Origin of the sequence: Streptomyces europaeiscabiei (genome assembly GCF_001550375.1) — a bacterium.
GTDB lineage: Bacteria > Actinomycetota > Actinomycetes > Streptomycetales > Streptomycetaceae > Streptomyces > Streptomyces europaeiscabiei.
Window position 1 is genome coordinate 25,733 of the sequence record NZ_LRTR01000120.1, and the last position, 13,402, is coordinate 39,134.

The following is a 13,402-nucleotide window of genomic DNA, read 5'->3' on the forward strand; positions in this document are numbered from 1 at the left end:
CACCCTGAGCGAACCAGCATCAGACGTTCGCTGATGATCTGGCCTCTGACCTCACCCCGAAGAGTTCGGTAGAAGTGCTCCTTAGAAAGGAGGTGATCCAGCCGCACCTTCCGGTACGGCTACCTTGTTACGACTTCGTCCCAATCGCCAGTCCCACCTTCGACAGCTCCCTCCCTTACGGGTTGGGCCACCGGCTTCGGGTGTTACCGACTTTCGTGACGTGACGGGCGGTGTGTACAAGGCCCGGGAACGTATTCACCGCAGCAATGCTGATCTGCGATTACTAGCAACTCCGACTTCATGGGGTCGAGTTGCAGACCCCAATCCGAACTGAGACAGGCTTTTTGAGATTCGCTCCGCCTCACGGCTTCGCAGCTCATTGTACCTGCCATTGTAGCACGTGTGCAGCCCAAGACATAAGGGGCATGATGACTTGACGTCGTCCCCACCTTCCTCCGAGTTGACCCCGGCAGTCTCCTGTGAGTCCCCATCACCCCGAAGGGCATGCTGGCAACACAGAACAAGGGTTGCGCTCGTTGCGGGACTTAACCCAACATCTCACGACACGAGCTGACGACAGCCATGCACCACCTGTACACCGACCACAAGGGGGCGACCATCTCTGGCCGTTTCCGGTGTATGTCAAGCCTTGGTAAGGTTCTTCGCGTTGCGTCGAATTAAGCCACATGCTCCGCTGCTTGTGCGGGCCCCCGTCAATTCCTTTGAGTTTTAGCCTTGCGGCCGTACTCCCCAGGCGGGGAACTTAATGCGTTAGCTGCGGCACCGACGACGTGGAATGTCGCCAACACCTAGTTCCCACCGTTTACGGCGTGGACTACCAGGGTATCTAATCCTGTTCGCTCCCCACGCTTTCGCTCCTCAGCGTCAGTAATGGCCCAGAGATCCGCCTTCGCCACCGGTGTTCCTCCTGATATCTGCGCATTTCACCGCTACACCAGGAATTCCGATCTCCCCTACCACACTCTAGTCTGCCCGTATCGAATGCAGACCCGGGGTTAAGCCCCGGGCTTTCACATCCGACGCGACAGACCGCCTACGAGCTCTTTACGCCCAATAATTCCGGACAACGCTCGCGCCCTACGTATTACCGCGGCTGCTGGCACGTAGTTAGCCGGCGCTTCTTCTGCAGGTACCGTCACTTTCGCTTCTTCCCTGCTGAAAGAGGTTTACAACCCGAAGGCCGTCATCCCTCACGCGGCGTCGCTGCATCAGGCTTTCGCCCATTGTGCAATATTCCCCACTGCTGCCTCCCGTAGGAGTCTGGGCCGTGTCTCAGTCCCAGTGTGGCCGGTCGCCCTCTCAGGCCGGCTACCCGTCGTCGCCTTGGTGAGCCGTTACCTCACCAACAAGCTGATAGGCCGCGGGCTCATCCTTCACCGCCGGAGCTTTCCACACTCATCGGATGCCCGAGAGTGTTGTATCCGGTATTAGACCCCGTTTCCAGGGCTTGTCCCAGAGTGAAGGGCAGATTGCCCACGTGTTACTCACCCGTTCGCCACTAATCCCCACCGAAGTGGTTCATCGTTCGACTTGCATGTGTTAAGCACGCCGCCAGCGTTCGTCCTGAGCCAGGATCAAACTCTCCGTGAATGTTTACCCGTAATCGGGTCGACACCACGAGAGCGGAACAGTCAGGCGGAATAAGCCCGACCGTTCACAACGTCCTCGCTGTGTTTTACTTCAAAGGAACCTCGACCACCGAAAAGTTTCGGCGGACGGGGTATCAACATATCTGGCGTTGATTTTTGGCACGCTGTTGAGTTCTCAAGGAACGGACGCTTCCTTTGTACTCACCCAAGCTACTCTCGGGCTTTCCTCCGGGCAGTTTCCCTTCGGTCTTGCGTTTCCGACTCTATCAGATCGTTTTCCGATCCGATTTCCTCGGTGCTTTCCAGGTTTCCGCTTTCGCGTTTCCCTTTCCGGCGACTCCGACTTTATCAGAAGTTCTGAGTCGGAATTTCCGCCCGGTTCGGGTGGCTCCTGACGCACAGTTGCGTCGGGTTCCCCCCTGGGCGGAGCCGTAAACGTACTGGAGCGGGGCGCCCCGATGCAAATCGAGGAGCCCCGCTCCAGGCGGGCACTGACGGGGGGTCAGACCTCCACCACCACAGGCAGGATCATCGGCCTGCGCCGGTAGGTGTCGGAGACCCACTTGCCGAGGGTGCGACGGATGAGCTGTTGCAGCTGATGGGGCTCGACGACCCCGTCCTGTGCCGAACGCTCCAGGACCTCACTGATCCGCGGGACGACCGCACTGAACGCGGAGTCCTCGATGCCGGAGCCGCGGGCCTGGATGTGCGGACCGCCGGTGATCTTCCCGGTGGAGGAGTCCACCACCACGAAGACCGAGATGATGCCCTCGTCGCCCAGGATCCGCCGGTCCTTCAGGGCGGGCTCGCCGAGGCCCACCGAGAGACCGTCGACGTACACGTATCCCGCCTGGACCTTGCCGGAGATCTTGGCCCTGCCCTCGATGAGGTCGACGACCACGCCGTCCTCGGCGATGACGATGCGGTCGTGCGGAACGCCCGTCAGGGCGCCCAGTTCGGCGTTGGCGCGCAGATGGCGCCATTCGCCGTGCACCGGCATCAGGTTCTTCGGGCGGCAGATGTTGTAGAAGTACAGCAGTTCGCCGGCCGAGGCGTGTCCGGAGACGTGGACCTTGGCATTGCCCTTGTGCACGACGTTGGCGCCCCAGCGGGTCAGGCCGTTGATGACGCGGTAGACCGCGTTCTCGTTGCCGGGGATCAGGGACGAGGCCAGGATCACCGTGTCGCCCTGGACGATGCGGATCTGGTGGTCCCGGTTGGCCATGCGGGACAGGGCCGCCATCGGCTCGCCCTGTGATCCGGTGCACACGAGGACGATCTCGTGGTCCGGCAGGTCGTCGAGTGTCTTGACGTCCACGACCAGGCCCGGCGGGACCTTCAGGTAGCCCAGGTCCCTGGCGATACCCATGTTCCGGACCATCGAGCGGCCGACGAAGGCGACCCGACGGCCGTACTCGTGTGCAGCGTCGAGGATCTGCTGGATGCGGTGGATGTGGCTGGCGAAGCTCGCCACGATGATCCGCTTGCTGGCGCCCGCGAAGACCTGGCGCAGGACACTGGAGATGTCTCGCTCGGGGGGAACGAACCCCGGGACCTCGGCGTTCGTCGAGTCGGAGAGAAGGAGGTCGATCCCCTCCTCGCTCAACCGTGCGAACGCGTGTAGATCTGTCAGGCGGTTGTCCAGCGGGAGCTGGTCCATCTTGAAGTCACCCGTGTGGACCACCATGCCCGCGGGGGTACGGATGGCCACGGCGAGGGCGTCCGGGATGGAGTGGTTGACCGCGATGAACTCGCAGTCGAAGGGGCCGATACGCTCGCGGTTCCCCTCGACCACCTCAAGGGTGTACGGGCGGATGCGGTGCTCCTGGAGCTTGGCCTCGATGAGCGCGAGGGTCAGCTTGGAACCGATCAGCGGGATGTCGGGCTTCTCCCGGAGCAGGTACGGGACGGCTCCGATGTGGTCCTCGTGGCCATGTGTGAGGACGATGCCCTCGATGTCGTCGAGGCGGTCCCTGACGGACGAGAAGTCCGGCAGGATCAGGTCGATACCGGGCTGCTCCTCCTCGGGGAAGAGCACCCCGCAGTCGACGATCAGTAGTCGGCCGCCGTATTCGAAGACGGTCATGTTCCGGCCGATCTCGCCGAGGCCGCCCAGCGGGGTGACCCGCAGGCCACCTTCGGGGAGCGGGGGCGGCGGGCCGAGTTCAGGATGCGGATGACTCAAAAGACTCTCCTCACCACGCGCGCCACGTACCTCCGTGGCACGTGGCGCGCATGACGTTCGTGCAAAAGCAGTTGTGGATGTGGACGCAGGCACTTTCGTCCTGCCTATTCAGTTGTGAAGTCAGGTTGTCGCGTCGCGCGAAGTCCGGTGTTAGAGCTGTACCCCGCCGGCGCCAAGATCGATCTTGAGCTGGGCCGTCTCCTCGGGCGAAAGCTCGACCATGGGGGCGCGCAACGGTCCGGCGGGCAGACCCTGGAGGGCGAGCGCCGCCTTGGTCGTCATCACGCCCTGGGTACGGAACATCCCGGTGAAGACCGGGAGCAGCTTCTGGTGGATCTCGGTGGCCTTCTGGACGTCACCGGAGACGTACGCATCGACGAGGGCGCGCAGCTCGGGGGTGACGACGTGGCCGACGACCGAGACGAAGCCGACCGCGCCCACGGAGAGCAACGGAAGGTTCAGCATGTCGTCGCCCGAGTACCAGGCGAGGCCGGAGCGGGCGATGGCCCAGCTGGCACGGCCGAGGTCGCCCTTGGCGTCCTTGTTGGCGACGATGCGCGGGTGCTCGGCCAGCCGGACGATCGTCTCGGTGTCGATCGGGACACCGCTGCGGCCGGGGATGTCGTACAGCATCACCGGCAGGTCGGCGGCGTCGGCGATCGCCTTGAAGTGGCGGTACAGGCCCTCCTGCGGGGGCTTGTTGTAGTACGGCGTGACGACGAGGAGACCGTGGGCGCCGACCTTCTCGGCGGCGCGGGCGAGCTCCTTGCTGTGGTGGGTGTCGTTGGTGCCGACGCCGGCGATGACGTGGGCACGGTCTCCGACGGCTTCCAGGACGGCTCGTACCAGGTCCGTTTTCTCCGCGTCACCGGTGGTGGGGGACTCGCCGGTGGTGCCGTTGATGACCAGGCCGTCGTTGCCTGCGTCCACCAGGTGGGTGGCGAGCCGCTGCGCGCCGTCGAGATCGAGTGCGCCGTCCGCCGTGAAGGGCGTGACCATGGCGGTGAGGACCCGCCCGAAGGGGGTCTGCGGAGTCGAGGTCGGAGCCATGGGTAACACGCTACTCGCTGCTCAGGGCACGGTCTGCCCTCGGGGGGCGGGAAAAGTCAGGACAAATGCGGAGCCCGGCACTGCCTGCTCGGGGGTTCAAGCAGTGCCGGGTCCGTTTGATCAGGCTAGATGAACTTCTCGAAATGCCGCAATACGGACACTTCACTCGGCTGACCCGTACATCTGTGCCTGGCCGAAAGTCGGCGGTCCGCTACGGCGCGACCCGGCCGTTCGCGTTGAACGCGGAGTGGGTGAGCGGCATCAGCCGGGCCCACTCCGCCTCCATCCTCTCGCCCACCATCTCGATCTCCCGCTGCGGGAAGGAAGGCACCTTCGCGAGCTCGTGCTGGGTGCGCAGACCGAGGAAGTGCATCAGCGAGCGGGCGTTGCAGGTGGCGTACATCGAGGAGAAGAGGCCGACCGGGAGCACCGCTCGGGCGACCTCTCGGGCCACTCCGGCGGCGAGCATCTCCTGGTACGCCTCGTACGCGTGGACGTACGAGTCCTCCATGACCCGCCCGACCAGTTCCTGCTGCGCCTGCGTGCCCTCCACGAAGACGTACTTGCCGGGGCGGCCCTCCTGGACCAGCTTGCGCGCCTCGTCGGGAACGTAGAAGTGGGGCAGGAGTTCCCGGTAGCGACCCGACTCCTCGTTGTACGAGTTGTGCACGACGATCCCGTTGGCGAGGAAGTTGTGCCAGGGGCCTTCCACGGAGAGGTCGTACGTCATCTCCTCGCCGTCCTGCTCGATGGCGACGATCCGGTCCGGAACGGCTTTGGCGAGCTCGCCACCACGCTGGGCCAGAGCCTGCTCGCCGGCGCTCTTGATCGCGTGGCAGGGCTCGCACGCCGGTGCGAGGTTCTTCTCGTCGAGGGCCCGGGTCAGGTCACCGGCCACCGGAACCACGTGGTCCAGGGCGAGTTCCGCACGGGGGAAGTCCTGGCCGCAGAGGTGGCAGGTGTCGATCTCCTCGATCAGCCGCTCTCGCTGCGTGGAGGTCCACACGCCGATACCGCGCCGCAGACTGGGCGGAACCGGAGCCTGCGCGGGACGGGGTGCCGTCCCCGCCGCCATGACCGCGTCCCCGACGGAGAGTTCACCCGCCTTGCACCAGCCCTCAGGCGTGAGCACCGCGTGATCGACCGTGCTGCGGAGCGTTTTCCCGGACTCCGTGGTGATCTTGATGAGTGACTTGACCCCGGACTCGATGACATCGACGATCCTGGCCCGCTGGGCCAGAAGTGTCTCCTCGTCGTAGCAGCGCACGTGGTTGCGACGGACCGATTCGAGCTTGCGGATGCGGGTGCCGGGGTGCAGCTCCCGGAACTCCGCCACGGCAGACTCGGCTGCCTCACGGTTCTCGTACAGGCCGAGGTAGTGGTTCTTCTCGTCGCGCCGGACCTGGGCCATCCATTTTCCGGCCCTGCTGTGCCAGGTCACTCCACCGGCGGAATGCGGAAGTCGGTCCTCGACGCCGAGGTGCCACAGCTCGTACAGCTCGGCGATGGTGCGTCGACGGGGACTGCCGGCCTCGCTCTCCAGGGTGATCTCGGTGTCACCGGCGATGCACCAGCCGACCCGGTGGCGCATGAACTCGCGGAAGACGAAGATCGGGGCACTGATGAAGAAGGTCATCGAGTTGTGCTCGAAGGGGCTGCCGTGCCGGTCCCGCATGAGGTAGTTGATGAGCCCCTTGGAGCGCTCAGGGTCCTTCTTCAGCTCCTCCAGGGACTGTTCACCGGCGGTGGAGACGCGGGCGGCCCACAACACGTCCGAGTCGGCCGCGCTGTGCTTCACCAACTCGACGGTGACATCGCTGCGGAAGCTGGGTTTGAGGTCGTCGGAGGGGGTGTCGGTCACGGCTCGGAGGATCCTTCCCATTGCTGCTCTCGGGCGGCGCCCACTCTACGGCCCGGTACCGACGAGAGGCCGGTTGGCCCGAGTTGCGCCGTCTTGTGCCCCGGTTGGACCCCCGGGAGTGGTGGGGAGGGGCCCGGCTCGGTAGCCTCACCCGGCGAAACCTGTGCGTGGATCGAGTGAGGACCAGCCGTGCCCCTGCCCTTCCTGACCGCCGATCGCGCCTTCGACCAGGCGGTGGACGAAGCGCTGCCGTTCGAGGACCGCGACCGCTGGCGGCGTCCCTACCGGCCCGGCCCCTGGCGGGTCGGCGCGGCCGCGCTCCTGCTGCTGCTCGCCTCGTACGTGCTGGTCGCGGCGGTCGTCATCGCGGTGGCCGAGACACCGCGGGCGGGCGCGATCTGCTTCGGCGCGGCGCTGCTGGTGATCGGCTGTGCTCTGCGGCTGCTGCGGGTGGGCATCTGGGTGAGTGCGCGGGGCGTACGTCAGGTGGGCTTCTTCAGAACGCGTACGGCGTCCTGGGAGGCGAGCGTCTCGGTGCGTACCGTGCAGCAGCCGGTGCGGTGGCTGGGGCTGCCGCGATCCGTGCAGGGCCAGGCGCTGCTCCTCGTCCGCACGGACCATGTGCAGGAGTACGTGACGCCCCTGATGACCACGCACAACGCCGACTTCCTGGCGCGTACGGAGGCCTTCGACCGGGCGGCCGACACGATCGAGGCGTGGGCGGCGGAGTACGGGCGCGCCGCGTAGTCGAACATATGGGTGAGGGGCCGGTCCGCTGCTGCGGACCGGCCCCTCACCCATATGAGGCTCGCCCTCTGCGGGGAGCGGGAGATCAGGTGGCCGGTGCCGGTCGGCCGTCGTGGAGGGCGATCGCGCGCTGCATTGCCTTACGGGCCCGGGGGGTGTCGCGGGCGTCGTGGTAGGCGACGGCGAGGCGGAACCAGGTGCGCCAGTCGTCGGGGGCGTCCTCGGTCTCCTCCTTGCGCCGTGCGAAGACCTCGTCGGCCGAGTCGCGGTCGATGCGGCCGCTCGGGGTGCGCTTCAACTCGTCGACGGGCAGGCCCCCTTCGGCGTCGAGTTCGGCGGCGAGCTGGTTGGCCTTGCGGACGAACTGGGTGTTCTTCCACAGGAACCAGAGGCCGATCCCCGGCAGGACGAGCACGGCGACGCCGAAGGCGATCGTGACCGGGGTGCCGGTCTCTATGAGCAGGATCCCCCGGCTGCCGACCAGGACGAAGTAGACGACCAGGACGGCTGCCGTGACGGCGTAGGTGATCTTCGCGCGCATGACGTTCCCGGCCGCTCAGCCCACGTCGAGGAAGTGTTCGAGGCCGAAGGTGAGGCCCGGGGTCGTCACCACGCGGCGGACACCGAGAAGGATGCCCGGCATGAAGCTGCTGTGGTGGAGGGAGTCGTGCCGGACCGTCAGGGTCTCGCCCTCGCCGCCGAGCAGCACCTCCTGGTGGGCGAGGAGTCCGCGCAGACGTACGGAGTGCACGGGAACGCCGTCGACGTCGGCACCCCGCGCGCCGTCCAGGGCCGTCGCCGTGGCGTCCGGCGCCGGGGCGGTACCCGCGGCGCGGCGGGCCTCGGCGATGAGCTGGGCCGTTCGGGTGGCGGTGCCGCTGGGGGCGTCGACCTTGTTCGGGTGGTGCAGCTCGACGACCTCGACGGACTCGAAGTACGGCGCGGCGATCTGCGCGAACTTCATGGTCAGGACGGCTCCGATGGAGAAGTTGGGCGCGATGAGCACGCCGGTCTCCGGGGAGCTGTCCAGCCAGCCCTTGAGCTGCGCGAGGCGTTCGTCGGTCCAGCCCGTGGTGCCGACGACCGCGTGGATGCCGTGGCGGACGCAGAAGTCGAGGTTGTCCATGACCGAGGCGGGGGTGGTCAGTTCGACGGCGACCTGGGCGCCGGCCTCGGCCAGGCTCTCCAGCTTGTCGCCCCGGCGCAGGGCGGCGACCAGCTCCATGTCCTCGGCGGCCTCGACGGCCCGTACGGCCTCGGAGCCGATACGGCCCCCGGCACCGAGGACCGCCACGCGCAGCTTGCTCATTGCTTGGTTCCTTAACTGGGGTGTTAGGCGACGGCTTCGTGCAGACGGGCCGCCTGTTTGTCCTTGAGCGGGCCGATCACCGACAGGGAGGGGCGCTGTCCCAGGATCTCGCGGGCCACGGCACGGATCTCGTCCGGGGTCACCATGGCTATCCGGGTCAGCATCTCGTCGACGGACATCTGCTCGCCCCAGCACAGCTCGCTCTTGCCGATGCGGTTCATGATCGCGCCGGTGTCCTCCAGGCCGAGGACCGTGGAGCCGCGGAGCTGGCCGATGGCGCGCTCGATCTCGTCGTCCGGCAGCCCGTGCTCGGCGACCTGGTCGAGTTCGTCGCGGCAGATCTTGAGCACGTCGTGCACCTGGGACGGACGGCAGCCGGCGTACACGCCGAAGAGGCCGCAGTCGGCGAAGCCGGACGTGTACGAGTACACGCTGTAGGCGAGGCCCCGCTTCTCCCGGACCTCCTGGAAGAGACGGGAGGACATGCCGCCGCCGAGCGCGGTGTTGAGGACGCCGAGGGCCCAGCGGCGCTCGTCGGTGCGGGCGAGGCCGGGCATGCCGAGCACGACATGCGCCTGCTCGGTCTTGCGGCCGACCAGCTCGACGCGGCCGGCCGTACGCAGGCCGCGGCGGCCGTCGCGCGGGGCGATCGGGGTGGCGTCGGGACGGTCGAGGACGCCGGCGCTCTCGAAGGCGGCACGGACCTGTCGTACGACCTTGTTGTGGTCCACGTTTCCGGCGCAGGCGACCACGAGGTGCGTCGGGTCGTAGTGCTTCTTGTAGAAGCGGCGGATGCGGTCGGCGGTGAGGGCGTTGACCGTGTCGACCGTGCCGAGGACCGGGCGGCCGAGGGGGGTGTCGCCGAACATGGTGTGCGCGAACAGGTCGTGCACGCAGTCGCCCGGGTCGTCCTCGGTCATCGCGATCTCTTCGAGGATGGCGCCGCGCTCGACGTCGACGTCCTCCTCGCGGATGAGCGAGCCGGTGAGCATGTCGCAGACCGTGTCGATGGCGAGCGGCAGGTCGGTGTCGAGCACGCGTGCGTAGTAGCACGTGTACTCCTTCGCCGTGAACGCGTTCATCTCGCCGCCGACCGCGTCGATCGCGGAGGAGATGTCGAGCGCGCTACGGCGTGACGTGCCCTTGAAGAGCAGGTGCTCCAGATAGTGGGTGGCGCCGTTCAGCGCGGGCGTCTCGTCGCGGGAGCCGACGTGCGCCCAGATGCCGAAGGTGGCGGAGCGCACGGACGGCAGGGTCTCGGTGACGATGCGCAGGCCGCCCGGGAGGGTGGTCTTGCGGACCGTACCGATGCCGTTCATGCCCTTGATCAGGGTTTGGGTACGGGCGACGGCCCGCGCCTCCGTGGAGGTGCGGGCCGTCGCCTTGGAGCTACGGGACGTCACTTGTCGCCGTCGTCCTTCTTGTCCTCAGAACCGTCCTCGCCCTCGATCACGGGGATGAGGGAGAGCTTGCCGCGGGAGTCGATCTCGGCGATCTCGACCTGGACCTTGGAGCCCACACCGACGACGTCCTCGACGTTCTCCACGCGCTTGCCGCCGGCGAGCTTGCGGATCTGCGAGATGTGCAGCAGACCGTCCTTGCCCGGGAGCAGCGACACGAACGCGCCGAAGGTCGTCGTCTTCACGACGGTACCCAGGTAGCGCTCGCCGACCTCCGGCATGGTCGGGTTGGCGATGCCGTTGATCGTGGCGCGGGCGGCCTCGGCCTGCGAGCCCTGCTGGGCACCGATGTAGATGGTGCCGTCGTCCTCGATCGTGATCTCGGCGCCGGTGTCCTCCTGGATCTGGTTGATCATCTTGCCCTTCGGGCCGATGACCTCGCCGATCTTGTCCACGGGGATCTTGACGGTGATGATCCGCGGGGCGTTCGGGGACATCTCGTCCGGCGTGTCGATCGCTTCCATCATCACGTCGAGGATGTGGAGGCGGGCGTCACGGGCCTGCTTGAGAGCGGCGGCCAGGACGGAGGCGGGGATGCCGTCCAGCTTGGTGTCGAGCTGGAGGGCGGTCACGAACTCCTTGGTGCCGGCGACCTTGAAGTCCATGTCGCCGAAGGCGTCCTCCGCACCGAGGATGTCGGTGAGGGCGACGTAGTGCGTCTCGCCGTTGATCTCCTGGGAGATCAGGCCCATGGCGATACCGGCGACGGGGGCCTTCAGCGGCACACCGGCGTTCAGCAGCGACATGGTGGAGGCGCAGACCGAGCCCATGGACGTCGAGCCGTTGGAGCCGAGGGCCTCGGACACCTGACGGATCGCGTAGGGGAACTCCTCGCGCGTCGGCAGGACCGGCACGATGGCGCGCTCGGCGAGCGCTCCGTGGCCGATCTCGCGGCGCTTCGGGGAGCCGACGCGGCCGGTCTCGCCGACGGAGTACGGCGGGAAGTTGTAGTTGTGCATGTAGCGCTTGCGGGTCACCGGGGAGAGGGTGTCCAGCTGCTGCTCCATCCGGAGCATGTTGAGGGTGGTGACGCCCAGGATCTGGGTCTCGCCACGCTCGAACAGCGCCGAACCGTGCACGCGCGGGATGGCCTCGACCTCGGCGGCGAGCGTACGGATGTCCGTGACGCCGCGGCCGTCGATGCGGACCTTGTCCTTGATGACGCGCTCACGGACCAGGGACTTGGTCAGCGAGCGGTACGCGGCGGAGATCTCCTTCTCGCGGCCCTCGAACTGCGGGAGCAGCTTCTCGGCGGCGAGACCCTTGACGCGGTCCAGCTCGGCCTCGCGGTCCTGCTTGCCCGCGATGGTGAGCGCCTGGGTCAGCTCGTCCTTGACGGCGGCGGAGAGCGCCTCGAAGACGTCGTCCTGGTAGTCGAGGAAGACCGGGAACTCACCGGTCGGCTTGGCGGCCTTCGAGGCGAGGTCGGCCTGGGCCTTGCAGAGCACCTTGATGAAGGGCTTCGCGGCGTCCAGACCGGCGGCGACGACCTCCTCGGTCGGCGCCTCGGCGCCGCCCGCGACCAGCGTGATGGTCTTCTCGGTGGCCTCGGCCTCGACCATCATGATCGCGACGTCGCCGTCCTCCAGGACGCGGCCCGCGACGACCATGTCGAAGACGGCGTCCTCGAGCTCGGTGTGCGTCGGGAACGCGACCCACTGGCCGTTGATCAGCGCGACGCGGACGCCGCCGATCGGACCGGAGAAGGGCAGACCGGCCAGCTGCGTGGACGCGGAGGCGGCGTTGATCGCCACGACGTCGTACAGGTGGTCGGGGTTGAGCGCCATGATCGTGGCGACGACCTGGATCTCGTTGCGCAGGCCCTTCTTGAAGGACGGGCGCAGCGGGCGGTCGATCAGCCGGCAGGTGAGGATGGCGTCCTCGGAGGGACGGCCCTCACGGCGGAAGAAGCTGCCGGGGATCTTGCCGGCGGCGTACATCCGCTCCTCGACGTCCACCGTGAGGGGGAAGAAGTCGAGCTGGTCCTTGGGGTTCTTGGAGGCGGTGGTGGCCGACAGCACCATGGTGTCGTCGTCCAGGTAGGCCACGGCGGAGCCGGCGGCCTGGCGGGCCAGACGGCCCGTCTCGAAACGGATGGTGCGGGTGCCGAAGGAGCCGTTGTCGATGACGGCCTCGGCGTAGTGGGTCTCGTTCTCCACTAGCAAATTCTCCTCGTCTTCGTCCCTGGTCCCGCCCGTGTGGCAGGGGGACGGTGGCGGAGAAGCGCGCCGTCTGGTGCGGGCCGGTCTTCGATCGAAGCCCTCGGGGTTCGTAATCTCCCGGGGGCCACTACCGAGGACCGGCGGCGGCGAGGTGCGCTTCTCCTCGTTCGGTGTGCGTGCGGTCGCCCGTGTCCGGGGTCCCTCACGCTGTGTCGTGCGTATTGCGTTGTGCTACCACACTACAAAGGGGTGGTGACACTCCGCACGTTTCCGCCCGTACGTCCCGCGTGCGTCGGGGCCGCGCGCCCCCTTCCAGCGGGGGCCTGCGGAGTTCCGGCGAGTGCCGCGGGAAGGGCGTGCGGCGAGCCGCGGCGGTGCGTACAGCAAAAGGAGCGGTCCCCCGTTTCTCCCGGGAACCGCTCCCCTCACGGCGTCTTACTTGGCGCCCGCCGCACCGCGGCGGATGCCGAGGCGGTCGACCAGCGTACGGAAGCGCTGGATGTCCTTCTTGGCGAGGTACTGCAGCAGGCGGCGACGCTGACCGACCAGGATCAGCAGACCACGGCGGGAGTGGTGGTCGTGCTTGTGGGTCTTGAGGTGCTCGGTCAGGTCCGAGATGCGGCGGGAGAGCATCGCGACCTGGACCTCGGGGGAGCCGGTGTCGCCCTCCTTGGTACCGAACTCGCTGATGATCTGCTTCTTCGTAGCGGCGTCGAGCGACACGCGATACTCCTCATGAGTCTCGTTGATGTCACCGAGTGCCCCTGGTCTGCGTCTCAGGGGGGCTTCTGTGACTCGGGTGACGGGGGTCCGCTGGGGGCTACCTCCGAAAGTCCGGGGGTGCGCACACAAACGGCCACGGGAAAGAATACCAGCCTGAAGGGGTGCGTCCGACCGGGATTCCCGGTACGGGGCTGCTCGGCGCCGGGCACGCGTCCGACGGCCTGCCTGCGGGCGATCAGCGACGAGAGCCGGGGAGGGCCGGCCGTCGCTCCTTGTTCGGGGCGCGTCGGCGGCC

At 67.2% G+C, this 13,402-nt stretch carries 8 protein-coding genes, 1 rRNA gene and 2 pseudogenes; 1 reads left to right on the forward strand and 10 read right to left on the reverse strand.

Features of this window, described 5'->3' with window-relative positions; translation table 11 throughout:
- Window positions 1-85 precede the first annotated feature (85 nt).
- From AWZ10_RS05505 to AWZ10_RS05520, 5 genes and pseudogenes are all read right to left on the reverse strand, one after another.
- Window positions 86-1,611 (reverse strand): 16S ribosomal RNA (locus tag AWZ10_RS05505).
- Window positions 1,612-2,112: 501 nt separating this feature from the next.
- Entirely contained in the window at window positions 2,113-3,795 is a 1,683-nt protein-coding gene (locus AWZ10_RS05510; RefSeq protein ID WP_046706234.1) for a ribonuclease J, read from the reverse strand.
- Between the two features lie 150 nt (window positions 3,796-3,945).
- The gene (gene dapA, locus AWZ10_RS05515) at window positions 3,946-4,845 is read right to left on the reverse strand and encodes a 4-hydroxy-tetrahydrodipicolinate synthase (RefSeq protein WP_046706235.1); all 900 of its coding nucleotides are present in this window, start codon (window positions 4,843-4,845) and stop codon (window positions 3,946-3,948) included.
- A gap of 211 nt (window positions 4,846-5,056) precedes the next feature.
- Window positions 5,057-5,506, reverse strand: a pseudogene (gene thyX, locus AWZ10_RS53500) (FAD-dependent thymidylate synthase); the annotation flags it as partial.
- Between the two features lie 3 nt (window positions 5,507-5,509).
- Window positions 5,510-6,706, reverse strand: a pseudogene (locus tag AWZ10_RS05520) (FAD-dependent thymidylate synthase); the annotation flags it as partial.
- 189 nt (window positions 6,707-6,895) lie between these two features.
- Here AWZ10_RS05520 and AWZ10_RS05525 point away from each other — a divergent pair.
- The gene (locus tag AWZ10_RS05525) at window positions 6,896-7,453 is read left to right on the forward strand and encodes a hypothetical protein (RefSeq protein ID WP_046706237.1); all 558 of its coding nucleotides are present in this window, start codon (window positions 6,896-6,898) and stop codon (window positions 7,451-7,453) included.
- Between the two features lie 85 nt (window positions 7,454-7,538).
- On the opposite strand, the gene AWZ10_RS05530 is transcribed toward AWZ10_RS05525, so the two are convergent.
- The 5 genes from AWZ10_RS05530 to rpsO form a co-directional block, all read right to left on the reverse strand.
- Entirely contained in the window at window positions 7,539-7,994 is a 456-nt protein-coding gene (locus AWZ10_RS05530) for a tetratricopeptide repeat protein (protein WP_046706238.1), read from the reverse strand.
- A 15-nt stretch (window positions 7,995-8,009) separates the two neighbouring features.
- A complete protein-coding gene (dapB, locus tag AWZ10_RS05535; protein WP_060890578.1) occupies window positions 8,010-8,762 on the reverse strand; it encodes a 4-hydroxy-tetrahydrodipicolinate reductase in 753 nt (250 codons plus the stop codon).
- Between the two features lie 23 nt (window positions 8,763-8,785).
- Complete coding sequence (locus AWZ10_RS05540; protein WP_037691662.1) at window positions 8,786-10,165, reverse strand: M16 family metallopeptidase; 1,380 nt, start codon at window positions 10,163-10,165, stop codon at window positions 8,786-8,788.
- Window positions 10,162-12,381 (reverse strand): polyribonucleotide nucleotidyltransferase, encoded by a 2,220-nt coding sequence (locus AWZ10_RS05545; RefSeq protein ID WP_046706241.1) that lies wholly within the window; start codon window positions 12,379-12,381, stop codon window positions 10,162-10,164. Before AWZ10_RS05545 ends, AWZ10_RS05540 begins: the two co-directional genes overlap by 4 nt.
- A 438-nt stretch (window positions 12,382-12,819) precedes the next feature.
- Window positions 12,820-13,107, reverse strand: a complete 288-nt coding sequence (rpsO, locus tag AWZ10_RS05550) for a 30S ribosomal protein S15 (protein ID WP_033529274.1) — start codon at window positions 13,105-13,107, stop codon at window positions 12,820-12,822.
- Between the last annotated feature and the right edge of the window lie 295 nt (window positions 13,108-13,402).